The sequence below is a fragment of the Photobacterium sp. DNB22_13_2 genome, assembly GCF_052873915.1.
On sequence record NZ_JBNNXU010000028.1, the window covers coordinates 26649 to 50670 of the forward strand.

At 48.7% G+C, this 24022-nt stretch carries 21 protein-coding genes; 2 read left to right on the forward strand and 19 right to left on the reverse strand.

All coding sequences use genetic code 11. The annotated features are described in order from the left end of the window. The 19 genes from fliM to flgK form a co-directional block, all read right to left on the reverse strand. Positions 1-1053, reverse strand: a complete 1053-nt coding sequence (fliM, locus tag ACVA58_RS25300) for a flagellar motor switch protein FliM (protein WP_428653041.1) — start codon at positions 1051-1053, stop codon at positions 1-3. 7 nt (positions 1054-1060) lie between these two features. Next, positions 1061-1579 carry a flagellar basal body-associated protein FliL gene (fliL, locus tag ACVA58_RS25305; protein WP_446513061.1) on the reverse strand — a complete coding sequence of 173 codons (519 nt, stop codon included), beginning with the start codon at positions 1577-1579 and terminating at the stop codon, positions 1061-1063. 37 nt (positions 1580-1616) lie between these two features. After that, on the reverse strand, positions 1617-3224 hold the full coding sequence (locus ACVA58_RS25310; protein ID WP_446513035.1) for a flagellar hook-length control protein FliK: 1608 nt from the start codon (positions 3222-3224) through the stop codon (positions 1617-1619). Between the two features lie 111 nt (positions 3225-3335). Then, entirely contained in the window at positions 3336-3785 is a 450-nt protein-coding gene (fliJ, locus tag ACVA58_RS25315) for a flagellar export protein FliJ (protein WP_446513036.1), read from the reverse strand. Positions 3786-3836: 51 nt separating this feature from the next. Further along, entirely contained in the window at positions 3837-5159 is a 1323-nt protein-coding gene (fliI, locus tag ACVA58_RS25320; RefSeq protein WP_446513037.1) for a flagellar protein export ATPase FliI, read from the reverse strand. After that, entirely contained in the window at positions 5159-6010 is an 852-nt protein-coding gene (fliH, locus tag ACVA58_RS25325) for a flagellar assembly protein FliH (protein WP_446513038.1), read from the reverse strand. Before fliH ends, fliI begins: the two co-directional genes overlap by 1 nt. Before the next feature lie 38 nt (positions 6011-6048). Beyond that, a complete protein-coding gene (gene fliG / locus ACVA58_RS25330) occupies positions 6049-7089 on the reverse strand; it encodes a flagellar motor switch protein FliG (RefSeq protein WP_107351450.1) in 1041 nt (346 codons plus the stop codon). After that, positions 7082-8833, reverse strand: coding sequence for a flagellar basal-body MS-ring/collar protein FliF (fliF, locus tag ACVA58_RS25335; RefSeq protein ID WP_446513039.1), 1752 nt, complete (start codon positions 8831-8833; stop codon positions 7082-7084). Before fliF ends, fliG begins: the two co-directional genes overlap by 8 nt. A 16-nt stretch (positions 8834-8849) precedes the next feature. Then, the gene (fliE, locus tag ACVA58_RS25340) at positions 8850-9161 is read right to left on the reverse strand and encodes a flagellar hook-basal body complex protein FliE (RefSeq protein ID WP_446513040.1); all 312 of its coding nucleotides are present in this window, start codon (positions 9159-9161) and stop codon (positions 8850-8852) included. A gap of 92 nt (positions 9162-9253) precedes the next feature. Then, the gene (locus ACVA58_RS25345; protein ID WP_446513041.1) at positions 9254-10696 is read right to left on the reverse strand and encodes a sigma-54-dependent transcriptional regulator; all 1443 of its coding nucleotides are present in this window, start codon (positions 10694-10696) and stop codon (positions 9254-9256) included. Beyond that, positions 10693-11799, reverse strand: coding sequence for a sensor histidine kinase (locus ACVA58_RS25350; RefSeq protein WP_446513042.1), 1107 nt, complete (start codon positions 11797-11799; stop codon positions 10693-10695). Before ACVA58_RS25350 ends, ACVA58_RS25345 begins: the two co-directional genes overlap by 4 nt. A 235-nt stretch (positions 11800-12034) precedes the next feature. Next, positions 12035-13474: a sigma-54 dependent transcriptional regulator gene (locus ACVA58_RS25355; RefSeq protein ID WP_446513043.1), complete on the reverse strand. Its 1440-nt coding sequence runs from the start codon at positions 13472-13474 to the stop codon at positions 12035-12037. Positions 13475-13742: 268 nt separating this feature from the next. Next, positions 13743-14144 (reverse strand): flagellar export chaperone FliS, encoded by a 402-nt coding sequence (fliS, locus tag ACVA58_RS25360; protein ID WP_446513044.1) that lies wholly within the window; start codon positions 14142-14144, stop codon positions 13743-13745. Between the two features lie 13 nt (positions 14145-14157). Beyond that, positions 14158-14451, reverse strand: coding sequence for a flagellar biosynthesis protein FliS (locus ACVA58_RS25365; RefSeq protein ID WP_446513045.1), 294 nt, complete (start codon positions 14449-14451; stop codon positions 14158-14160). A gap of 9 nt (positions 14452-14460) precedes the next feature. Beyond that, positions 14461-15858: a flagellar filament capping protein FliD gene (gene fliD / locus ACVA58_RS25370; protein ID WP_446513046.1), complete on the reverse strand. Its 1398-nt coding sequence runs from the start codon at positions 15856-15858 to the stop codon at positions 14461-14463. Positions 15859-15867: 9 nt separating this feature from the next. Continuing rightward, the gene (locus ACVA58_RS25375; RefSeq protein ID WP_446513047.1) at positions 15868-16272 is read right to left on the reverse strand and encodes a flagellar protein FlaG; all 405 of its coding nucleotides are present in this window, start codon (positions 16270-16272) and stop codon (positions 15868-15870) included. 68 nt (positions 16273-16340) lie between these two features. Then, on the reverse strand, positions 16341-17522 hold the full coding sequence (locus tag ACVA58_RS25380) for a flagellin (protein ID WP_446513048.1): 1182 nt from the start codon (positions 17520-17522) through the stop codon (positions 16341-16343). A gap of 284 nt (positions 17523-17806) precedes the next feature. Next, the gene (flgL, locus tag ACVA58_RS25385) at positions 17807-19027 is read right to left on the reverse strand and encodes a flagellar hook-associated protein FlgL (RefSeq protein WP_446513049.1); all 1221 of its coding nucleotides are present in this window, start codon (positions 19025-19027) and stop codon (positions 17807-17809) included. A gap of 14 nt (positions 19028-19041) precedes the next feature. After that, complete coding sequence (flgK, locus tag ACVA58_RS25390) at positions 19042-21003, reverse strand: flagellar hook-associated protein FlgK (RefSeq protein ID WP_446513050.1); 1962 nt, start codon at positions 21001-21003, stop codon at positions 19042-19044. 161 nt (positions 21004-21164) lie between these two features. On the opposite strand from flgK, the gene ACVA58_RS25395 reads away from it, so the two are divergent. Both ACVA58_RS25395 and ACVA58_RS25400 read left to right on the forward strand, forming a co-directional pair. Continuing rightward, on the forward strand, positions 21165-23288 hold the full coding sequence (locus ACVA58_RS25395) for a tetratricopeptide repeat protein (RefSeq protein ID WP_446513051.1): 2124 nt from the start codon (positions 21165-21167) through the stop codon (positions 23286-23288). Between the two features lie 536 nt (positions 23289-23824). Beyond that, positions 23825-24007, forward strand: a complete 183-nt coding sequence (locus ACVA58_RS25400) for a hypothetical protein (protein WP_446513052.1) — start codon at positions 23825-23827, stop codon at positions 24005-24007. Positions 24008-24022 lie beyond the last annotated feature (15 nt).

The following is a 24022-nucleotide window of genomic DNA, read 5'->3' on the forward strand; positions in this document are numbered from 1 at the left end:
TTAATTGTCTGTATCGTCACTGTGAAGATTCAACAGTGCCGAGCCTAGTTCATCGCGATCGAGGAAAGCCAAGTCGCTTTTCACCATATCCGGACGCTTTAATTTCTCGGTGATCTTCAGTGCGATATTCTCGCCCGATTTACCCATTTTTGCGCGGTAGGTTGGTAAGTCTTCAACAAAGACCGTTGCCGCTTCCGGCACATCAATCGGGATCACATCCCCCGGCTGAAGCTCCATCAAGTCACGCAGAGTCAGGTCAACATCGAGCAACTTGGCCCGCATATTCACCGGCACATCCATGATTTCATCACGCAATGCCTTGCTCCAGCGGACATCAGTATCCATCTTATCACTCTGGACACCGGCATCGAGCAATTCGCGGATCGGCTCAACCATGGAGTAAGGCATCACGACATGGAAGTCACCACCGCCACCGTCCACCTCGATATGGAACGAGCTGACAACAATCACCTCGGTCGGGCTGACGATATTGGCCATCGTCGGATTCACTTCAGAGTCGAGGTATTCGAACTCAACCCCCATCACTGGCGACCATGCCTCGCGGTAATCCTCAAACACCAACTTCAGCAGCATCTGAACAATGCGACGCTCAGTCGGTGTAAATTCACGCCCTTCAATTTTGGCGTGAAAGCGGCCATCGCCACCAAAGAAGTTCTCCACCAAAATGAAGACCAGGCGGGCTTCCATGGTGATCAGTGCCGTGCCCTTGAGCGGGCGGAAGCGCACCATATTCAAACTGGTCGGAACATACAGGGTATTCTGATACTCACCAAACTTGAGCATCTGTACCCCGTTGATAGAAACTTCGGCTGTTTTTCGTAACATATTAAACAAGCTGATCCGCATATGGCGGGCAAAACGCTCGTTAATCAGCTCCAGTGTGGGCATCCGCCCACGGACTATCCTGTCTTGTGATGAAAAATCAAAAGCCATAACGCCAGTTTCATTCTGGCCACCATCATCATCATCATCGACATCGTCGACACCGTGTAAGAGGGCGTCAATTTCGTCCTGAGTTAATAAGTCACTCACATAAAACCTATTGCATTACAAAGCCAGTAAACAGTACCCGCTCAACCGCTTGTCGGCCGGATACCTTATGCAGAGCCTCTTGAACAGCCGCCAACGACTGGCTACGAAGCTCCAATCGTCCTGTCGGTGTTCTCAATTGCTCAACCGTTGCAGCACCAAATGTCTGCAACAACGTACTTTCTATCAGCGGTATATGCTGACGGGCGGCAGCTTCATTGCTATCCCCCCTTACCATTAGCTGAACTTTTACCTGCACCAACCTATCACGCGCATCACCGCTAACATTGAAAATAAAAGGTTGGGGCAAAATAACATAGTAGGCTGATTCCAACACGGCTGGTGCTGACGGGGTCATCGAGCCAGACTGTGCGGTTTCAGGCTCCGGCGATGAGTCACTGAAGAAAAACCATGCTCCAGCGCCGCCTCCTGCAAGCAGAACAACGGCCAGCACGGCAATAATAATGAGCTTTTTCTTACCACCTGGTTGCGCTTCATCTGCCATCTTTAGTTCGTCCTTTGTGTTTATTCATTTTCGTACCCAGCCAGTTTAACAGACAGAACACTTAGGCATAATAATCAACACCGTCTTTTGGTGCCGTCATCCACAAATCAGCAGAATGAGATTGTGCCGCTGTACCCTGCGCCAAACCATGAGGATCCCCTTGGCCACTCCCCTGACTACCATGCTGGGGGGAAGAGCCCGGCTGACCATTGGCTTGCTGCTGCGAACCGCCAGCAAACTGGCGACTGCTGTCCTGCTGAACCGTGCTTTGTGCTAACTGCAGCCCTTGCTGCTGCAGCAGTTCACGTAAGCGGGGCATGGCTTGTTCTACCAAATCCCGCGATTGCTGATTGGCCACGGTAATTTGCACCGACGCCTGATCGTTATTCATTGATAGCTTGATCTGTAATTTACCAAGCTCCGGCGGGTCAAGGCGGATATCAACATGCTTGAGGTTCTTTGACATCATCACCTGAACCCTGTCCGCCAATTGCTCCCCGGCTTGCTCTTTGCTCAGCTGCAAAGGGGGCTGGGCCGCTCCAGGCTTTTCGCCCTCGGCTGTCAATATGCCTGCTGCCGCCGTTCGGTGCGCGGCATGTGGCCCATGTGTCTCCCCCTGACTCGCGATTAGCCCATCTTTCAAGGTGTCACCCTTAGTGCTTAATGCGTCATCAAGTGAAGTCGCAGCCAGTGCACTCGCATTGCCCTTCGCTTCCAGAGACCCCTTCAACGAACCGGATGAAGATGGTTGCCCCATCAAAGCCGCTAATTCACTGTTCGGCGCTGATTGAAATGGTGGCTTTCCCTGGATGGCCTTAAGCTCGGCAGATTCTCCATTGGTCAATGCCATCCCAGACAAGGCAACTTTACCCGCCAGCTCGCCTTTTACAGGCTTACCATCGGTCAGTACCGAGCCATCTTTCTCTTGTGCCACGAGCCCATCAATACTAGTAGCAACTTTACCAACCGCGTCCTTACCATCTTTGCCAACAAAACCTTCTTTTCCAACCAAGCCGTCTTTTTCAGCTATAGCCTCTTTGGATAAAGCTTCGGCACCAAGCGGCAACAATTTGCCATCCGTTCCCGCTCCGGCGATCTCGCCTTTCGCGGTCTGTGCAGTTGTCGCTGCAGAGGAACCCGAGAGTTGACTTCGTGATGCTGATAAGCGCTGAAGGAGCTCTTCACCTTCGCTCATTGATGACGTGGCGTTATCTGGCTTGGCTAAAGGTGAACCCGCGAGTTGGCCAGCAGCAACACTTGCAACTGAACCATCTACAGATAGCTCGTCGTTCGCTTGACTGCCTGTTTGTTTGCTTGCCTTTTTACCTTCCGACTCGACGAGGCCCTCGAGATCACCACTGCCACCCTGAATTAATTCATTTTTATCAATATGCTGTGCTACATCATCGGTAGATTCATTCATCTTCTCCGATGGTTCCTGTGCACTGGCCACTTTGCCATCTTCACTTGTCGTTTTCGACTCAAGATCCAGTGAAGACGATTTGGCAGCAGGCTCTTTACCTATCGCCCCTTGCAGAGTTTCGCTAAAGCCCTTTTCCGGCGTAGCGTCCAATACGTCCTGCTGGCTCTCAGTTGCCGTAGAGGGCTTAGATGCTACTGCTGATGATGCCGGAGCGTTGTCCGCTTTGAGTACTTGAGATAAAAACATAATGGGTATCGTGCTTTGACAGTGGCCTATTAGTGTTAACAATGCAAAAAACACGCCAACACACTAGTGCATAGCCGATTTAATGCATTCCGCCGAATCACACACCACCCGCTAGTGGCCCATAAGTCGACGGGCATATTGCATAGTGGCAAACTCATCCATCATTTTCTGTTCTTGCTTATCGAGCAAGCGCTGCCGCTCTGTCTGTTTCTTGTCAATTAGCCACTCTATGGAGCGCCGCTGTTTACGCATTTCCTGCCAATACCGACTGCATTGTTCCACCTGCTGATCGAAATGAGCGCCCGCACTCCTCTGCTTGACCAAGGTTTCATCAAGCTGATTCAAGAACTTTTGCAAATGATTATATGCGCTGGCAGTTAACCCCTGCTGGCCCCGCTCTGATAATTGACGGCAATAATCCAAGCGATATTGTTCGATCTGTTGCAGCTGCTGCAAGTAATTTTCGCGCTCGATACGGGCTTGGTTCAGCGCCAGTGATGCTTTGTGCTCTGCATCTGCGCTCTGGGTTAAAATCAGCTCTAGTGCACTATCTGCTGCCATCACGTTCTCCTGACCCATCACTTTCTTTTAAAATAGTCATCAACACGCTCTTTATTGCCCGCTAAGAACAGAACGCAGCATGTTGACACACATCTCATAGGGTACCGACTCTTTCATTGATTGCTGCATATACCCATCCAACCGAGGTTTCAGGGCAAATGACTGATCGATGGCCTGATCGGTGCCGGGCTTATAGGCACCAATTGACACCAAATCCTGATTCTTGCGGCAAATCGACAGCACTTGCCGTACCGCCTTGGACATCATCAGGTGCTCTTCGCTCACAATGGCAGGCATCACACGGCTCACTGAGCGCTCGACATCGATCGCTGGATAATGGCCTGCATCAGCAAGTTCTCGTGATAATACGATGTGACCATCCAAAATAGCCCGAGATGCATCGGCGATCGGATCTTGCAGATCATCCCCTTCGGTCAGCACGGTGAAAAATGCGGTAATAGAGCCCTGATGTTCACCGCCATTACCAGCCCGCTCCACCAGTGCTGGCAATTTGGCAAATACCGAAGGCGGATAACCCTTAGTGGCTGGCGGCTCGCCAACAGAAAGGGCTATTTCCCGTTGAGCTTGGGCAAAGCGGGTCAGTGAGTCCATCAGCAACAGAACATCCAACCCTTGGTCACGGAAATATTCCGCAATCGTCAGGGCCGTTTGACACCCTTTCAGTCGCATCAGTGGTGAAGCATCGGCAGGAGCTGCCACGACGACCGCTCGCTGGCGTCCTTCCGTACCAAGGATTTCATCGATAAATTCTTTGACTTCTCGGCCTCGCTCGCCAATGAGGCCAACGACCACAACCTGTGCCGTGGTACCTCGGGTCATCATCCCCAAGGTCACGGATTTACCAACGCCTGAACCGGCAAACAGGCCGATACGCTGCCCCTTGCCGACAGTCAGCAACCCGTTAACGGCCTTCAAGCCGACATCCAGTGGTTCTTTGATAGGCTTTCTGGCCAGTGGGTTGATAGGCTCAGCATTAAACGCTGCCCGCTTGCCGGTATAGATATCACCAAGACCATCAAGTGGATTACCGACACCATCAATGACCCTGCCGAGCAGTTCCATACCCACCGGGATCCCCCCAGCTTCGGTGATCGGCGTGACTCTTGCGCCGGGCATAATGCCGGTTAGCTGTTCACTGGGCATCAAAAAAAGGGTTTCGCCGGAGAAACCGACCACCTCCGCTTCCATCTCGCCAGTGAGGGTTTCCACCTTACACTGGCTACCAACAGGGGCCCGGCACCCAATCGCTTCAAGGGTCAGTCCTACGACACGTACCAAGCGGCCAGATGCCACTGGCCGACAAGTCGTATTGGCGGTTTGGTAGCGGGATAAACGTTCAGCCAGGTTGGCCATTAGGCTTCCCCGGATTCTTTGCCTGTTTCTTTACAAGCGGTAGGCTGAGGCTGGCTATTGAGGCCAACAAATTGCTCAAGCGAATGGCGCAAACGGGTTTCCATCTGATAGTCGATGATCGAATTGCCTGATTCGACAAACAGATCTCCTCGGTTCATTGCCGGCTCAGCCTGAAGCGTCCAATGGCGATCTGCCAAATCCTCGGCACCGTATGCCTGCTTGATAACATCCAGATCGTCAGGGTGAAGTTGAATCGTGGTTTTCTGCGCGGCCATCGGCAGCGCAGCAATCCCTTCGCGCAGGGTTTGCAAAATCACCTGAGGGTTGGTTTTCAGTTCGACCTGCACCAACTCTCGGGCCAAGCTGGTAACAAGTTGAACCAACTGCTGCTCAACCGCGTCATCCACTTGTTTCAACGGCGTTGCTAGCTTTTCTACCAGCTGGGTTAGATGACCGACTTGCTCGTCTATTTGTGCCTTACCTTGCGCTAGGCCCTGCTCCAAACCTTGTGCAAGGCCTTGCTCTACCCCCTGCTGCTGACCTTGCTCTAACCCCTGCTGCTGACCTTGTTCAAAGCCTTCAGTATGACCCGCGGTACGGCCCTCACCGATGCCTTCTTCATAGGCTGAGTGACGAATTTCATCCAGATCGGCCGCAGTCAGCGGCGGTAACTCAGGCTCTTCTTCAAGAGGCTCTACCTGCCACTCCGGCTCGTAGTTAAAGGCATTCTCAGTAATGCCTTCATGTTCAGAGGTATAATCCGGGTAAGCCCAACGCTCAAGCTCTTGCGCTTGATGTTCAGGTACACGGAGGAAGCCGCGACGGCGATCCATTGAACGGTCAGTAGACATAAGCAGCCTTTAAACGGCTTAGGCCCTGTAGGTGGTTATTACAAGAATTCATCTGCGCCGCCCCCAGTCAGCATCAGCTCGCCGGCATCTGACAAGCGACGTGCAATAGACAGGATCTCCTTCTGGGCAGACTCTACGTCAGCCACGCGGATAGGTCCCATCGCCTCAAGATCATCTTGCAGCATTTCAGCGGCACGCTTGGACATGTTGCGCATAATTTTCTCGCGCAACGTATCATCAGCACCCTTGAGGGCTTTTTGTAATAGGTCTTGCGGGACATCACGCATCAGAGTTTGGATACCGCGGTCATCCACTTCGGCAAGGTTGTCGAAGACAAACATCAGATCTTCAATCTGGGTCGCCATGTCTTCGTCATTATCACGAATCTGATCCATAAGCGCGCCCTCAACATTGTTGTCGAGGTAGTTCATGATTTCAGCGGCAGCCTTCAGGCCACCAATCTTCGCCGCCTGTGCACCGGCCTGACCGGCAAACTGTTTCTCCATGATATCGTTCAGCTCATGCAGTGCCGCTGGCTGAACTTCTTCAAGGTTGGCAATTCGCATCATCAAATCCAATCGCACCCGTTCTGGGAACTGCGCCAGAATTTCCGCTGACTGCTCAGGTTCAAGGTACGACAGAACAATGGTTTGGATCTGCGGGTGTTCGTTAAGGATAATACTGGCCACCTGCCTTGGATCCATCCACTTAAGGGAATCAAGACCTCGTGAACCACTGCCCATCAGGATCTGATCGACAAGGTTATTTGCCTTATCTTCACCCAGCGCTGCGATCAGTGTATTCCGGACAAAGTCTTCGCTGCCCATACCGATACTGGTGTATTTCTGGATATCCTCAAGGAAATGGCGATGAACAGCAGACACTTTTTCCTGATTAAGATCTGCCATTTGCGCCATCACGCCACCGACCCGTTGCACCTGCTTGGGCTCAAGATGGCGGATAATACTGGCTGCATCCTGCTCATTAAGACTCAGCAGCAAAATCGCAGCTTTATCCGCCCCGGTGAGGGTGGTGATATCAAATTTCTTGTTGTCTGTGGTTGCGACTTCATTAGCCATCTTCAGTTACCCAACTTTTAACAACCTGCGCTGCCAGATCCGGCTCGTTAGCCACAAGGGCACGTACCGCTTTTAGCAGATCTTCATCTTTATGCAGGTTTGGTAGATCCAGATTGCTACTGCTTAGCTCTAGCGTTTCTACACCGTCAAGCTCGCTGCCAATCAGATCAATAGACTCATGACCTCCAGCTACGACCGGCAAGCCATTCTCATCTAGAGGCGTACCATCAGCCGATTGGTTTGGATACAGCAGCTTACGCATTGCAGGGCGTACCATCACCACCATGATCACAATAATCACAAGGGCGGCGGCAAGCCAACGAACCCAGGTGTTGAAATTCGGATGGTCCCAAATCGGCAGGTCCGCCACCATTTGCTCTTCTGGCACGGCAAACGGCACTGAAATAACTTCCAGCATGTCACCACGCATTTCAGAGAAACCGACACCACCTTTGAGCAGGCGGGAGATTTTTGCCAGTTCCGCTTCGCTCAGTGCAACTCGGGTTAGCTCTCCAGTCTCTGGGTTTAGTACCTGCTTGTAATCGATCGCGACGGACACTGTCTGGCGGTCAACCGTACCCGTTTGTGACCGGCGGTGCCTGATCGTGGTATCCAATTCGTAGTTCCGAGTCGCTTCACGGTGAACAGAGTTATTCCCTGCACTGCCGCCCGACTGTAGTTCGGCCACTTCCTGTGGAATCGCACTGTCTGCAGGTGGTTGGTTACTCAAGGCCCCAGGAATACCTGCGACCATGTTGCCATTGTTAATGTCTTCTAGCGTATATTCACTGCGGGTTGACTGAGATGCCGGATCATATTGCTTACGGGTTTCTTCCACCGCGCTGAAGTCCATCGACACATCAACCTGTGCGGTATAGTTGCCAAGCCCCAATACTGGGATCAGAATCGAATCGATTTTCTCACGCAGCGCTTGCTCTTGCTTGCGCTCCAATTCGTATTCTTTGCGGCGGGCCGTTGCCTGCGGATCGGCCGTACCAGAACTGAGCAAGCGGCCGTGCTGATCGGTAACCGTCACACGGGTCGGTTTCAGTCCCGGTACAGCTGTGGCAACCATATCGACAATCGAATCAACTTCCTGCTGACCTAAACTGCCGCCAGTAGACAAGGTTAGAAATACGGTGGCAGATGCCTCTTGGTTGTGACGAACAAACACACTTTGCTTTGGCATCGCCAATAATACTTGAGCCTGACGAACCTGACGGATCTGCTCGATTGCCCGCGCCAGCTGGCGCTCACGGCTGAGCTTTAAGCGTTCTTGCTCAAGGCGCTGTGACACCCCAAACCCCATGTCCTGCAACAGGATGTCATCACCCATGGCGGTTGCTTGGTTCAAGCCAGCCCGGGTCAATTCCAACTTAATCGCTGAAAAATCGTCGGCAGGAACGCGAATGGTATTGCCATCAAGGGCGTAGTTGATTTTTTTCTGATCGAAATGATCAAGAATAGGGATCAGCTCAGCCGTTTCATAGGTACCGAGCGGCCGCATTTCCGGCTCTTTTATCCAGGAAACGACAAGGACGATCAAAGCGACGCAAATAGCCACCGACAGAACCAGAACGACCTGGCGCAGCACATCAAGGTTCCCCAGCATGCTATCGACACGCGAGGCACCTTTTTCTTCAGCGTCTGGGTTCTGAAGCGCCAGTTCACTGTCCGCCATCACGGCTGTCGATGGTGAATTGCCAGCTACCGCGAGCTCGTTGTTAGTTGATGGATCCGACACGCACTATATTCCTAAATTAGACCGGCATATTCATAAGTTCTTTGTACGCTTCGACCATTTTATTGCGTACCTGAACCGTCGCTTCGAAGGCAACACTGGACTTGTTACGCGCAATCATGACATCAGACAGGGAAACACTGCGGTCGCCTTGGTCGAAACGTGTTGCGAGATCACTGGACTGTGACTGGATCTGGTTAACACCTTTGATGGCATCGCCCAGCATGGCTCCGAAATCAGCGCTGACTTGTTGACCTGTTGCCGGGCGGGATGCATTGGTTGCTTCCAGTTGCATGGCCTGCATTTCGGCCTGAAATCCATTTACTTTCATTTCTCTCTCCTACCCGTCAAGATATTGTCGCCGAATAATTTTATAAATATTATTAAGTTAAGTATGAAGGAATTCGTCCATCATTACGGTGTTCAAACTGGGATATCTATTCCAGCATCACGCATTTTTGCCAATTTATAGCGCAGCGTTCTTGGACTTATCCCTAATTTTTCCGCGACATCCTTGCGCCGTCCATCGCAAATACGAATGGTGTCTAGAATAATCGAAAACTCTTGTTCCCGCAGCTCATTTCCTAACCCATCCGCTGGCGTTGCCATTTTGGCTGCCTCAGCAGCCTGCTGCTCTGTTGCCACAGTCGGCACGGCATGTGACACTCCGTTAGCATCATCACCAAAATGCGCACTCGCTATGGGTTCGCTCAACGTCTGCAAGCCATCGGCCTGCAGCCAGTCCAGCCCTTCGAGCAAGATATCAGATTCCACCACCGATTGACCGTGATGCAAGATCAAAGCCCGTTGGATAACGTTGTCGAGCTCCCGGACATTGCCCGGCCAGGTGTAATGCTTAAGCTTACCCATTGCAGCGGGTGAAAACGCCGGTACCGGCAGCCCTTGCTTACTACAGTGGCGCTCCATCAGGTATTGCGCCAACGGCTCAATATCACCCGGGCGTTCGGACAGTGCCGGCCATAGCAGCGGGAACACATTGAGGCGGTAATACAAATCCTCACGGAAATGACCTTGCGCAACATACTCTTTCAAATCACGGTTACTGGTTGCCAGTACGCGAACATCCAACTTGATACTCTTACGGCTACCCAAGCGCTCAACCTCACGCTCCTGCAATACCCGCAGTAATTTGGCTTGCAAGTTCAAGTCCATCTCACTGATTTCATCAAGCAAAATTGTCCCGCCCTGAGCTTGCTCGAACTTACCTGGACACGCTTGAATTGCACCAGTAAACGCCCCTTTTTCATAACCAAACAAGGTCGCCTCGAGCATATTTTCCGGAATGGCCGCGCAATTAATCGCAATAAAAGGGCCATCACTGCGATTGGAGTGTTGATGAATATAGCGTGACATCACTTCTTTCCCCGAACCACTCGGGCCCAGCACCATGACGCTCGCATCCGTTTTTGCGACTCTCTCGGCCAAAGCCAGTAGTTTCAATGACTTTTCGTCAGCGGCAACGGTATGGCCGTTTTCACTTTTCACCGGTGCATAGCGACTGACCATATTAATCAACACTTCGGGGGCAAACGGCTTAGCCATATAATCAATCGCGCCGTCTTTCATCGCAGAGACGGCATCTTCGATATTGGCGTATGCCGTCATCAGCAAAACCGGCAGCTTAGGCCAGTGCTGCTTGATGCTACGTAGCAAACCCAGGCCGTCCATACCGGCCATTTGAACATCCGATACGACGATATCAACCGTATTGGCTTTGAGCATCAACAGGGCCTGTTCAGCGCTGTCAGCCTCCAGCGAGTGGTAACCAGCCAATGCCAGTGTATCTACCAAGGCTTCGCGCAACCCCTCGTCATCCTCGACGACCAAAACACGGTTTGGGTTCATAGTGTTACTCCTGTCGGATCCAATTGTTGTTCATTGTGCTCTTCTTGAGTGACATCAGCTTGCGGCAATGACAAGGTAAAGCAAGCGCCTTTTCCGATCTCAGATTCTACGGTCAATCGTCCCTTGTGGGCACTGGCAACCATTTGTACCACCGCCAACCCAAGTCCGGTTCCCTGTTGGCGGGTGGTGTAAAAAGGCTCCAAGATTTTCTGTTGCATGTCAGGGGCGATACCCGGTCCGTTATCCAATACCGCCAAGTGGATCCACCCACCTTGCTCGACAACCTTAACCGCGACCCGACACTGCTTGCCCGCCATTTGGATTGCATTGGTGATCAAGTTGCTGACCGCACTCGCCAATGCATTGGCATTGCCCAGCAGCTGCAAAGATTCGTCGTCACAGTCAATACTGAAATCAACTTGGCTGCCCAGCACCTGTGCTTCGACCATGCTATCCAACTCGTTGAGCAAGGTCTCAAGGCTAAAGCATTCCACCACTTTGTTATCACCGCCTTTGGCAAACAACAGCATGTCATTAACTTGCTTTTCCAAATCGTGTAAACGATCGACGAGCTTACCCTGAAACCGTTCTCGCATTGGCGCAGTCAAATTCGGTGCGGCTAAATTTGAGGCGTATAACATCGCGCTGGATAGCGGTGTCCTCACTTGGTGTGCTAATGACGCCACCATCTTGCCAAGCGATGAAAGACGCTGCATCTCACTGACCCTTGACTGTAACAGGCGAGTTTCTGTCATGTCGGTGATGAAAATCAGCTGGCCACTGTTCGATGCCGAGATAGCCAGTTTCACCCTACGGCCATTTTTCAATGAGATCTCATGGCCGTCATCATCACGGGGAGAGAAAGCCCGCTGAATAACATCAACCCAGCGTTGATCCACTAATGTTTGTTCAAAAAAAGGCTCACCAAGCAAACGAATCGCTTCGGGGTTGGCCTCGCGGACAATACCGCCCGGATCCAAAAAAATCACCCCAGATGGCATCACTTCCAGCACCTGCTGATAGCGGCTAACTTGCTGTGACAATGTCCCCAAAGCCGAACTTGAAGTAAGCGGGGCACTCTGGGCTGGCTGATTATCATCCATGGAAAAACCTAATAAAACGAAAGTAGGCACATCACGACGCGTGAAGAAATTAGCGATGAGCTCGGCGTGGAACGTCCAGCAGTACGCTGTCAAAAAGTGCCATTATAAAATGCTATAAATAAGAAGCATGCATGATTAGTGCCATTATTATATCTTTATTATCAGCACGTTATCGAGGAAGGAAAACAGAAAAAGGCGCCAATAATTTGGCGCCTTTGCAGTGATGGTAATTTGACTAGCGACTTAAGCCATATTTACGCATTTTTTCAACCAATGTGGTACGACGCATCCCCAGCATGTCTGCTGCCCGGGCAACAACCCCGCCCTGCGCTTCCAGCGCTTGGCTGATCATGTCAATTTCTAGCTCTGCCAGCATTTCCTTCAAGTTTACCCCTTCCGGCGGTAAATCACTGTGAGCCTGAGCATCATCCAGTTCGGCGCTCTGGCTGCTGAACATATCAGCCAATGCCAGCCTTTCATGATCGTCTACCGACAGGAAGTTTTCTTCCGGCTGAAATTCAGGGAACTGACTATAGCGATACTTCATCGGCAGGTGACTGATGTCGACCATTTCGCCCGGATAAAGAATGATCAAACGCTCAACCAAGTTAGCCAACTCACGAATATTGCCCGGCCAATCATGCTCCATCAAAGACGTGACAGCACGTGGAGTAAAGTGGATCGGCTTGGCCCCCTGTGCTTCCATCCGAGCCAATAGCTCTTGCAGCAGCAAAGGAATATCTTCCATTCGATCGCGCAGTGCCGGCATCTCAATAGGGAAGACGTTCAAGCGGTAATACAGATCTTCACGGAATTTTTCTTCGGCAATCATAGATTCGAGATCGCGGTGTGTTGCCGCAACAATACGTACGTCAGCTTTGATCGTTTCGCTACCACCCACACGTTCAAAGCAGCGTTCCTGCAATACGCGTAGTAGCTTCACCTGCATAGACATTGGCATATCACCAATTTCATCCAGGAACAAAGTACCACCTTCGGCCAATTCAAAACGGCCCTTACGCGCAGAAACGGCACCGGTAAAAGCGCCTTTCTCATGACCGAAAAGCTCGCTCTCCAGCAGATCAGGTGGAATAGCACCACAGTTCACCGGGACAAATGGCCCTTTGCCACGTGTCGAGTGATAATGGATATTACGCGCCACCACCTCTTTGCCGGTACCTGACTCACCAAAAATCAGTACGCTGGCATCTGTTGAGGCGACCTGCTCCATCAAGTGGCGGATCTGGCTAATGGCTTCGCTGCGCCCAACCATGCTACGAAACAAGGTGTTCTTGCGGCCCAGTGAAGGTAGTTGGAAAGTTTGCTTGCCCAAAAACTCTTTGCAATGACGGAAGGCGTCCATTAATTGGCCATAGTGAATTGGCTTGTCGAGGTTACCGATATAGTTAGGTAAAGACGCCAGTTCACTTTCATGATCGCCCATGGAGATCACGGGAATGTGGTGATAGGTTCGCAAAAAATTAAGCAGTGTGCTCAATGACTGGCCGGAACTGACCTTGCCAAGTAAACACGCCCCCCACTCTTTTTCACCGTGCGTACTGTTAACCTCTAGAGACGAATAGGCCTCATACTGCTCACCAATAAAGGAAAGGATCACGCTTAAATCATGGCGATGCTGTTGGTCATCATCAATAACGAGGGTATGAACTTGCATAGAAAAGAGTTTGCCTGCCTACTTAAGAGTTATTTCGTGCTAGCATTATCGACTTTCATATTCAAAAACTATGAAAAACTCTGCCTAATGCGACGAGAAACCACTTCAAATCTTATCTGACCATTGTAATTAAAGTACAGAATAAGGCAACCAACGGTGAACAAAAGCTGTGAAGCTATCCCAATGAAAAGCATACTTGGGATAGCTATCGAATGGATTTTATACTGGAGAGATTAGCTACTCCCCCAACAATAGTATTGTCAGGCTTTTATTTTTCCTCAGCTAGGTGATGATATTCAGCAGGGATCTGCTCCCATGCTGACTTAATTTCACGTAGTAGCTCGACGACCTCTGTGAAGTTTTCTGGTTTATTGCCAGAGCTACCATCAATTACGTGGCGCATCATGAAATCATAAAGGCTATCGAGGTTGGTTGCGATATCACCACCATCTTCCATCGACAGGCTATCACGCAGTGTACCGATAATCGCCAGCGCCTTAGACACTCGCTCTCCCTTAACTGCTACATTCCCCTGCTCCATCGCCGCTTTGGCCTGAACCAAGCGCTCAATAGCACCGGTTAGCAACATCAACACCACACGGTGCGGAGATGCACTGGCCAACTGAGAATTAACTGACACTTGTTTATATGCCTGAAGTGAACCGCGCATGGCTATTTCCTATTTATTTTTGATACATTTTATAGACAGAAACCGATTTTTTGCCTTGCTTGGCGGTCAGTAGTTTCTGTCGGATCCGTGCTTTATTTTGCTCCAGCAATGCTTTTAATTCACGGGTACGTTGCTGGACATCTTCAAATGTTTCCCGGCTTAACCGCTCTTGGTCCGCCAAGATCATTTTAACCCGCTCATGCCTGGCAGCGACGAGTTGCTCGAGCTGCTCAGGGAAATCGTCTGGATACTCATCGAGTGCCAAAAGAGCCTGTATCTGCTTCTCTAAAAGGGTTAGTGTTTTCATGTTTCGACCTTAGAACACCAGCAAGCTCATCATAGTATTCAGTTCATTATTCATTTTATAAATCGCCGCATCCATCGCCGACATCTGTTTGTAAGTCCGCTCTTCATAAGCTTCCATCCGGCGGTCAAGCTCGCGTTGGTCGTCTTCCAAACGCGTCTTCTGACCTTCCAGTGACTCTTCCCGGTTGGTCAATGTGCCTTCTCGACCGACATAGGACTCCATCAACTTATCGACTTCTTTCAAGAAGCCATTTTCACTGGCAAAGAATTGATTGAAGGATGCAAAGTTATCGGCAAGTGCATCATCAAGCATTTCATCGTCAATTTCGAGCACGCCTTCCCGGGTGGTTGTCACGCCAAAGTCTGACAAATACAGCTGTTCACCATTCACCTCTACCGGTGTATTCATCAATGTACGCATTTGACCAGTAAATGTGCGGGTAATACTATCACCGTTTAGTGGGCCACCGGTTTGTTCTTCAATGTCATACTTAGACATTTCTTCAACCATTTCGAGAAAAGCATTATAGCTCTCGGAAAATGACTCAACGGATTCTTTGGCTTTTTCTGTATCATTACTGATCGTAATGTCTACTTTTTTGACGTCAATATCGTCGCGACCGCCATTGAGCGTACCTGTCAGTTTCTCGACATTGAGCTTTACGCCATCGATGACATTATCGAACTCATTAGTATCACTGGTTGCGGTCAGGAAATTATCAATCATGATTTCCGCATCAAGCGCTTCTTGCATAACATCCATTTCACCCGCTAGCGGGTCAGCAGGGTCAAAAGCAAGCTTAGCCAAGTCACCGGTGGCATTTGAGGCATCTATGGTAATGGTATTCGCTGCACCGGTTTTATCACTGGTAAAAACAATGTGTGCCTCACTACCAATGGTGATGGTGGTTGCATTGATCCCGGGGTTGCCATTGGCGTTGTTGATTGCATCAACCACGTCTTTAAGGCTGCTTTTGGCCGGGTCAATCGTGACTGACATGGTTTCACTCCCCAAAGAGAAAACCAACTCACCATCACCCAGGCTCGCATCAGGATCAGCATCCAGGCCATTTTGGCTCACCAATCGATGGGATTGCGCCAGTTGGTTAATTTCGATCGAGTAGTTACCGTTTTGGGCATGGCTTTCAGCGCTGACTTTTAAATAATTAGCTTCTGAGCTCACCGCTTTCTTACTGAGGAACACCTCATCTTCATCAAACTCTTCAAACATCTCCTGCATATCAGACATGGAAGAATTGACCTGCCCATAGGCACTCAAACTCACTTCCACTTCCTGCATCTGTTTGTCGATGCGCTGCTGTTTCGGCGTTCGCTCGGCCGCCACCAGCATATCCGTCATGCCGGCAACATCTAGCCCTGACCCTAAACCACCAACCGATAACCCCATGCGACCCCTTTACACCTTTTGGCTCAGCGAGACTGGCGGATACTTTGCCAGGCTTTCATTTATATCTAGCAATTCTTGTGCCGGAACTTGACGGATCACATCACCACTTTCTTTATCGATGATTATCACGATGGGATCGCCACCTTCGTTATCCACTTGGAACTTCAGTTCACGATTGACGTTTTGAAAGTACATGGCCATTTTTTCTGCCAACGCTTCATCCAGCTGAGGCTTAGTGGCTTCGTCTTGAGGCTTGGCAAGTTTATCGGTGGCTAGAGGTTGTTCAGCTTGATTGGATGTCTGGCTATGTTTTTGCGTCGAGCTAACATCATGACTAGGAGTAGAGGTGTTGTTCGAGTTGTTGGTAGTTGTTACCGGTATCGGCCGTACATGGCTGTCAGGTGGGATCTCCATTATTTCACCCTCATGCAATGGTAAAAAGGCATGGCGCTTTGCACACCATGCCCTTGAAGACTAGATGATTACAGTAGGCTCAGTGCCGCCTGCGGATTCATTTTAGCCTGCGCAAGAATCGAAGTTGAAGCTTGCTGAAGGATCTGGTTCTTGGTCAAATCCGTAGTTTCCTTCGCGAAGTCAACATCTTTGATTCGACTGTTAGACGCAGTAACGTTCTCGTTAACGTTAGCTAGGTTGTTCAAAGTGTGGTTGAAACGGTTTTGCACCGCACCCAACTCTGCACGCTGGTCATCAATCGAAGAGATACCGGCATCCAACGCGTATACCGCTTGCTGGGCACCAGCAGCAGTGGTCACGTCCAAATTGCTTAGCATGTTTGAACCCGTATCAGCCGATGCAACGGCAATATCAGTCAAACCACCAGATGACGCAATACCATTACCATCTTTTCCTTGAGCTGAAATAGCAATTGTCGTTTCTGCAATATCATTATCAGCAATACCGGTGATTGAAATATCACCAGAGGCTTCATCAAGCGAAGCAACCATTCCCGTGCCACTCATACCTGAGTTGATGGCATCAACAATACCCGCCGAGTCAGTCGTACCACTCAGGTCAATCGTCTTGTCAAACGCTGCTGAACCTGAACCCGAGCCAGCCAGAGTAATACTACCGCCAAGCATTTCTGCTGCAGCCGTAGCAGTGATCTCACCAGCGGTGGCATCAGCACCCACTTGACCAAGGTTATCAGCAGAGATATCACCTAGAGTCATGCTGATAGTTTCGTTCGCCGTCGCACCAACTTGGAACTGCTGGGTGCCAAACGAGCCGTCAAGCAACTTCTGGCCACCGAAGGTGGTCGTTTCAGAAATACGGTTAAGCTCAGTGGTTAACTGATCCATTTCTTTTTGGATTGCACCACGGTCATCATCAGAGTTTGAACCATTAGCCGCCTGCAAAGACAGATCACGCATACGCTGCATGATGTTGGTTGATTCCTGCATTGACCCTTCAGCAGTCTGGGCCATAGAGATACCGTCGTTGGCGTTACGCATTGCAACGTCTAGACCGTTGGTCTGGCTGGTTAGACGGTTAGAGATTTGTAGACCCGCCGCATCATCTTTTGCGCTGTTGATACGCAAACCAGAAGATAGTCGTTCCATGCTGCCGCTTACATTGTTAGTAGCAGAACCTAGGTGACGCTGGGCCGTCATCGCTGAAACGTTAGTATTTACGGTAACAGACATATTTCGCTCCTTGTTGAGTTACAACCCAGCCTTAGCAGGGGGTAAATATCTATTTTTCTTTAAGTACTTCTATTAACGGCACAAAGAAAAATACCTTTAGGATTTTTTTAAAAAAATTTTTGGGCGATGGGCGATGGGCGATGGGCGATGGGCGATGGGCGATGGGCGATGCTGTCTTTCGTTAATGAATGGAAACAAGGATTAATTTTGCCGCATTAGTCAAAAAACGTTAAGTGCAAGAAGTAAGCGGCAAGACACTGCCGCTTTAACGAAATGGTTTCTGATTACATATAGTTAAACAGGCTGAGCTGTTTGGTTTGATTGAATGCAGCTTGGGAGGCCTGAAGAGCCAGCATATCTTCGTTCAGCTCAATAACTGCCTTGCTATAATCCAAATCTTCCAGGCTGCCTTTGGCCTTATTGAGGCTCAATTCAAAATCTTTGTGTTGGGACTCGTACGTTTCGAGGGTTTTCAACTCAGTACCGACTTCTGCCCGTCGCTGGTTCATATGGACATAACTGCCATTGAGTTCTTCTATTGAGCGCTGCAGGCTCGCCCTCGCTTCGGATGAGGACGTTGGGTACTCAGAATATTTAATGGCATCATTCAATGTCTGGAACAAGTCAATCGTCGGGGCCTTGTCCAGCGTGACACTATCGTCAGCTTTGATATCTCCCTTGAACTGGAAGTCAAGATGGATTTGGCTTGCCGGGTTCGGGTCGGTGTACTGAATACCCTGAGCAGGATCGTAGCCTTGGGTATCAAGTAGCTGGTTATTCCCGTATAGCTCGTAGTTTAAGCCACCCTGACCATCATCGACAAACGTCACACTGTAGGTGGTTGGGTCATTGAGATCTTGGTTGGTAGCAGAAAGTAATGACAATCCTGATTCAGCTTGAAGCCCTGCATAATCTGGTCGGTAGTCACCAAATGGGTTATCAATGCCCATAAAAACAAGATCGCCGGGCTGGCTGGTATCCACATGCACTGATGTATCGATACGTGCCTGGCGGGAGCCACTGTCTCCCTTATATTGCACATCACCATTGGCATCTTCGACAAACGGCTGGGTCCGCACCTGATGTCCGGCGAACACGTAGTTGCCGCCTTCATCTTGAGTATTAGCCAGACTCAACAACCCTTCGTAAAGACTTTCCAGCTCATTTTTGAATGCCGTTTTATCATCACCCGCCATTGCACCGTTGATCATACCGATCATTTTTTGTTTGGCGCTGTCGACATGATTCTCGACATTTTTCAGCGAGGTTTCCAAAGTCCCTAGCCGGTTGTTAGCAAGGGTGATCGACTTTTGGAACTGTTCTATCTGAACCAGCTGCTGCTTGTAGTTTTGGGTAGAAACCGAAGCGATAGGGTCATCACCGGCGGTCTTGATACGCTTCCCCGTCGCCAGCTGTTCATTGGTATTGTTAACCGCCCCCTGCTTACGCATCAGATTGGAGGTCAGATTCTGGTATTGGGAAAAGGTCGACACTCGATTAATCATAACGCCTCCAAGATTTATACCGCACGTAGCAGCGTATCAAAGGTTTCACGGGCCACGCTCATAATACGTGATGATGCCATATAGGCTTGCTGGAACTTCATCAGGTTAGCGGCTTCCTCGTCCAAATTGACCCCAGACACACTAGCGACTCGCTCTGTTGCCGCATCAAAATCAAGCTGACTGATTTGACCGAACTTCTCGGCATTCATTTTTTGAATACCCACGTCAGTAGTGAGATTCTGAAACAAGTCAATAACACTGGAGCGGCCATTATTCATGCTTTTATTCGTTTGTAAGTGCTGCATTTCCATCAGGTTGCTGTTATCACCTTCAGCCTTTGCCGCACCCAGTTGAACGGAAAACGTATCGCCTGCCAAGGCTCCACTAGAGAGAGCCAGCGTCGGCACCCCATTATTCATCGCGTCAGCAAAGTTAATGGCATTGCCCTGAACTGGGTAATTCAAATCGGTCGTTGGCACGCCTTTTTCATCGATCAAAGTCTGTTTAATGCCTTGATCGTCAAACACTGACAACGTATCACCCGTATTACTAATAATAACCTGATAGTTCCCCGTCACTTGCGCTGACGATAGCGGCTCTAACTGTGCCGAACCTTGGTTTCCCTCTGCAGTACCTACCACTCGCTGAGCTGCAATATCAGACGCCTCGGTCGCATTCATCGCCATTTGTGCCCCTCCTAGACGGACGGGACGGATGGTAAAGATTTCGGAAGAGGGCGCGGCAGACAAACTGTTGACATCGATAGTCATCCCATCAACTTGAATAACTTGCGGATCAGTGGCTTGAATGTTTTGATTCAAAACCTCCTCACCTTTTGCATTAAACATTTGATAGGTATTGTTGACACCATCCGTGCTCGCCTTTAATTGGTAATCACCAACTTGTAGCTTGGAAACATCATCAATGGCTACGGTCATATCTGCCGTACTGCCGACAGGTTTCAGTACCCGCTGACCCATTGCGACCGGATCATTAATATCTGCAAACAAGTTTTTACCCTGCTCACCGTTCAGATCCAGGCCTTGCCGCTGAATAGTATTAACCTGACCGGCAAAGCCGATAGCCATCCGTCCGACCTCATCAAGGCTACGCTCAATCACATCACGGCGAAAGGTAACCATAGCGCCCAACTTCCCCCCCAGACTATCGGTACTGATAGGGGTGGTGTTGTGCCCATCATCAACCGCAACCTGGGTCTGCAGTGGATCTGGTTCTCCGGGGATCACGGTTAGACGAGATGATTCGGTCCCCGAGACTAGGGTTTGGCCATCGCCGATAATCACTGTATTGGCAAGGTTATCCTTGCCCTTAAGGGCCGTCACCTTGGTGTACTGGGCCAGTTCATTGATTAAAGTTTGCTGTTGGTCGAATAGATCATTTTTTTCGCCGGCGGGATTTTCTTGAATGCGCTTGTTCAGTGTGGCAATTTCTTGCCCTAGGGTATTAACCCGGTCAACCGTTGCCACCAACTGGTCATTCACATCACGCTGCATACCAGAGAGCGTATCGTAGGTGCTGTTCACGGTTTGGCTGACGAGCGAGGCGTTTTCTAATACCGCCTTTCTGGATCCCAAATCATTAGGTTGATCCGCCAAGCTTTTTACCGAATCATAATAATCATTCATGCTGGAAATGGTTTTGCTGGCATTGTTGGAAATGAACTCATCCATCACCGCCAGTTGGGCATGACTTTCATTGGCGTGATTCAACTGGGTGGTCGACTGGGTAAGCTCCCTTGCGGCAAACTGATCATAGGCGCGGCGGACGTTATCGATATAAGCGCCAGTGCCATATTGGCTTCCGCCAATCCAATGGGCGTCGTCGGCTTTCTGCTCAGCACTCTGGCGACTATAGCCAGGCGTATTCACATTACTGATATTGTGACTGGTCACATTGAGCTGTTTCTGAGATGTCCTCAGTCCACTCATACCGATATTGAGCAAATCCAACGCCATTGTTTATCTCCAGCCAAACAAAATAAACAGCAATTACACTGTCCGTAACAAAACTTATCCAATGCACGAATGCAATATCCATACCAATCAAGCGGTGGGCATAAATATTGCATTACATCCAGCATCCTTAATGCGGAAATCCAGCGATAAAAGAGTTTGCAATGAAGATAGACTTAACCCAAACCGCGACGCTCACACTCCAACAAGCCTTCCAGTTGGGCGTGAATACCTACCAAGAAGGTAAAAAAGCAAAAGCGCGTGAGATTTTCGAATCTATTCTTGAAAAAGCCCCCGAAGCTGTCGATGTATTGCAAGTTCTAGCCGTACTTGATGCGGAAGAGGGGCATTACGTGAAGGCAGAGCAAAAGCTTAATACCGCCCTCTCCTTATGCCCTGATGATATTGCCTTGAAACTGGACCTTGCCCATACGCAGAAACTGCAGGGACGCAATATTGATGCACTTTCCAAATTGAATGAGATTCTAAACGTATCCCCGCAACATCAAGGGGCGCTCCAATTACAGAGTGAAATACACCGAACAACAGGCAACCGGGGACAAAGCCAGCAATCAAACAAAGCTCTTGAACAGGTCACTCAAAAACAAAAACAAAAACTTGATCAAGAAATTGAGAAAACACTAGAAACCGTTGCTCTGCTACTGGCCGGTCAGAATTACCTCCCAGCCGAGCAATTACTGCAATCGATGTTGTTACTGTGTCCTAACCATTTGGATTTACAGCTCAAATTGGCAACGGTGTATACCCTGCAAGAAAAGTACACTAACGCGACTCACCAACTTAAATTAGCTCTAGAACTCAGCCCTGACAGTGAAAATATCGCCTTGATGAGGGTAAAGCTGTATCGTGAAACTAAACAATATGTTGATGGAATAAAAGCATATAAGGATTTTCTTTCCAACAAGAAAAACCCACCTCTAGAGTTGAGAAAGCTATTTGCTGAGCTGAATTTATTAACAGATGAATTCCATACCGCTTACACAGAAAGTAAGCAATTGCTGCGTCAAGCGCCAGCAGATGGCGATCTACTTTGGATCTATGCGCTGGCTTCATACAAAAAACTTCATATTAAGCAACATTTCGACCTAACTTTGATGAGAAAAGCCGAACATAACCTAGAGTTAGCACTGAAAGCTAACCTCAATAATCACGGACGGGCGATTCAAATTTCAAAAGCATTGTTTGATATCAATTATTATATCGGGGATTTCGAAATAGCAAACACGCACCTTACCCGTATTGAAAAAGATTACCCGGATGATAGTAAAGTGCTATGGAACAAGCACTTTTTGTATAACTACTATCATGATTGGGAGAACTATTATCATTCATTTGAAAAAGGGATCGATAGTGGGGATCGCATGTCATACCGCCCCAACAAACCATTCTGGTCGCCAGAAAGACCTTCGACGGACTGCGTACTTGCCGTGCGAGAGCAGGGGGTGGGTGACGAATTGTATTTCTGCCACAATCTAAACTATTTAATTCAACGGGTAGAAAAAGTCTATCTCGCATGTGATGAACGCCTTATTTCTTTAATTAAAGAAGCATTCCCTACGGTAGAGACTATAGCAATAAAACCAAACTCATCTGTCATTCGTAATCAGATTCCACTTAAGCTACTTGAAAAAGTGGATAGCTGGCTACCAATAGGTAGTATTAAGCAGCATATCTATAAGGAAAGCCAACAGCATTGGTTTGACGAAAGTTATATCAAGCTACCAGCCGCAGTACAGAGAGAGTGGGAACACAAGGTCCATCAAGAGTCGAATGGTTGCCCACTGAAGATCGGCATAAGTTGGCGAAGCGGGCTTCGCTCAAGTTCACGAAATGCTCACTACTTATCCCTGAGTGAACTTGCTCACTTTATGAAGCAATTTCCAAATGCAACTTTCTATAATCTGCAATACGGTGAGTGCAAGAAGGAACTTAAAAAGCTCAAGCAATTAACGGGGATGGATATTATCGATTTTGAAGAACTCGATCTTAAAGATGACTTCTTATCCACGGCGGCCTTAATGCACAATCTTGACGCTGTCTTTAGTTGTGGTAACTCGGTATTTCGCTTAGCCGTTGCTTCTGGCATCCCTTGTTACGTCTACTATGCCAGAGAGCAAAACGATGACTTTACTCAACAAGTAGCACTACATGGAAAGGGAAACAGTAAGCATCATGAGCACCTATTCGCTTACCCTCCATTGCTCAAAAATAAATATCCGCTTGTAGAGTCAATCGCTAACCAAATAAGAAAAGATTTGTCTATATAAACAAAATGGCTTACTTCAACTAGGGAGTAAGCCAAATTTTCTTACATTAACGTATTTTTTCTACCGTTAAAACATTCACCGTCACCATCTAAAATCATGATTCTGATAATATTCAATATTATAAACACCTCACAAAGCACAATTTATTTAAACAAAAGAAAAAGGTGTCAAGTCAACATAAGAGTTCAGCGTGAATCTAAAGAGAAAGAACAACATATTAAATAACCATCATTATCCCTATAAAAACACTTTACCCACCCAAACTACTACGCACACCAACAAGCGTCAAAATAACCGTCAAAAAACCGTCAACACAAAATGAGATAAATAAATTAGTATAATATCTCATCGCATAAAATTAAAACATATAAGATAATGCTCGATACGACCCAAACCCATAACACAAAAGTCATTTACTGATAACCAGATCTAACATTTACAATTAATTTAGATTTACACTAATTTACACTAGATAAACAGTATAACTTGCATATATAATTGATATATCTAATTGACTAGAGCTATTGGTGGTGTTTATGAATATTGGTCTTGCAACATTACTGGGCTATGCCATTAAAGAAATTATTGCACCTGTCATTCTGGATAATGTTAGGGAAGGTAACCAAGAAAAAGTACAGACTAATGAAATTCAGTCTGCATTGTCTGAAAGTAAAGATACATTGAATATCATTTCATCAATTGTGGATGTGTTTGTATAACTTATTGTCTGTTTT

Bases quoted from the DNA above. Each gene is read 5' to 3' on its own strand.
- flgL (WP_446513049.1), bottom strand. From the start codon at position 19,027: ATGATTAATCGAGTGTCGACCTTTTCCCAATACCAGAATCTGACCTCC.
- ACVA58_RS25355 (WP_446513043.1), bottom strand. From the start codon at position 13,474: ATGCAAGTTCATACCCTCGTTATTGATGATGACCAACAGCATCGCCAT.
- ACVA58_RS25310 (WP_446513035.1), bottom strand. From the start codon at position 3,224: ATGTTTTTATCTCAAGTACTCAAAGCGGACAACGCTCCGGCATCATCA.
- fliD (WP_446513046.1), bottom strand. From the start codon at position 15,858: ATGGGGTTATCGGTTGGTGGTTTAGGGTCAGGGCTAGATGTTGCCGGC.
- fliG (WP_107351450.1), bottom strand. From the start codon at position 7,089: ATGGCTAATGAAGTCGCAACCACAGACAACAAGAAATTTGATATCACC.
- ACVA58_RS25375 (WP_446513047.1), bottom strand. From the start codon at position 16,272: ATGGAGATCCCACCTGACAGCCATGTACGGCCGATACCGGTAACAACT.
- fliH (WP_446513038.1), bottom strand. From the start codon at position 6,010: ATGTCTACTGACCGTTCAATGGATCGCCGTCGCGGCTTCCTCCGTGTA.
- fliJ (WP_446513036.1), bottom strand. From the start codon at position 3,785: ATGGCAGCAGATAGTGCACTAGAGCTGATTTTAACCCAGAGCGCAGAT.
- ACVA58_RS25400 (WP_446513052.1), top strand. From the start codon at position 23,825: ATGAATATTGGTCTTGCAACATTACTGGGCTATGCCATTAAAGAAATT.
- fliS (WP_446513044.1), bottom strand. From the start codon at position 14,144: ATGCGCGGTTCACTTCAGGCATATAAACAAGTGTCAGTTAATTCTCAG.
- ACVA58_RS25380 (WP_446513048.1), bottom strand. From the start codon at position 17,522: ATGTCTGTTACCGTAAATACTAACGTTTCAGCGATGACGGCCCAGCGT.
- flgK (WP_446513050.1), bottom strand. From the start codon at position 21,003: ATGGCGTTGGATTTGCTCAATATCGGTATGAGTGGACTGAGGACATCT.
- ACVA58_RS25395 (WP_446513051.1), top strand. From the start codon at position 21,165: ATGAAGATAGACTTAACCCAAACCGCGACGCTCACACTCCAACAAGCC.
- fliI (WP_446513037.1), bottom strand. From the start codon at position 5,159: ATGGCCAACCTGGCTGAACGTTTATCCCGCTACCAAACCGCCAATACG.
- ACVA58_RS25345 (WP_446513041.1), bottom strand. From the start codon at position 10,696: ATGAACCCAAACCGTGTTTTGGTCGTCGAGGATGACGAGGGGTTGCGC.
- ACVA58_RS25350 (WP_446513042.1), bottom strand. From the start codon at position 11,799: ATGGATGATAATCAGCCAGCCCAGAGTGCCCCGCTTACTTCAAGTTCG.
- fliE (WP_446513040.1), bottom strand. From the start codon at position 9,161: ATGAAAGTAAATGGATTTCAGGCCGAAATGCAGGCCATGCAACTGGAA.
- ACVA58_RS25365 (WP_446513045.1), bottom strand. From the start codon at position 14,451: ATGAAAACACTAACCCTTTTAGAGAAGCAGATACAGGCTCTTTTGGCA.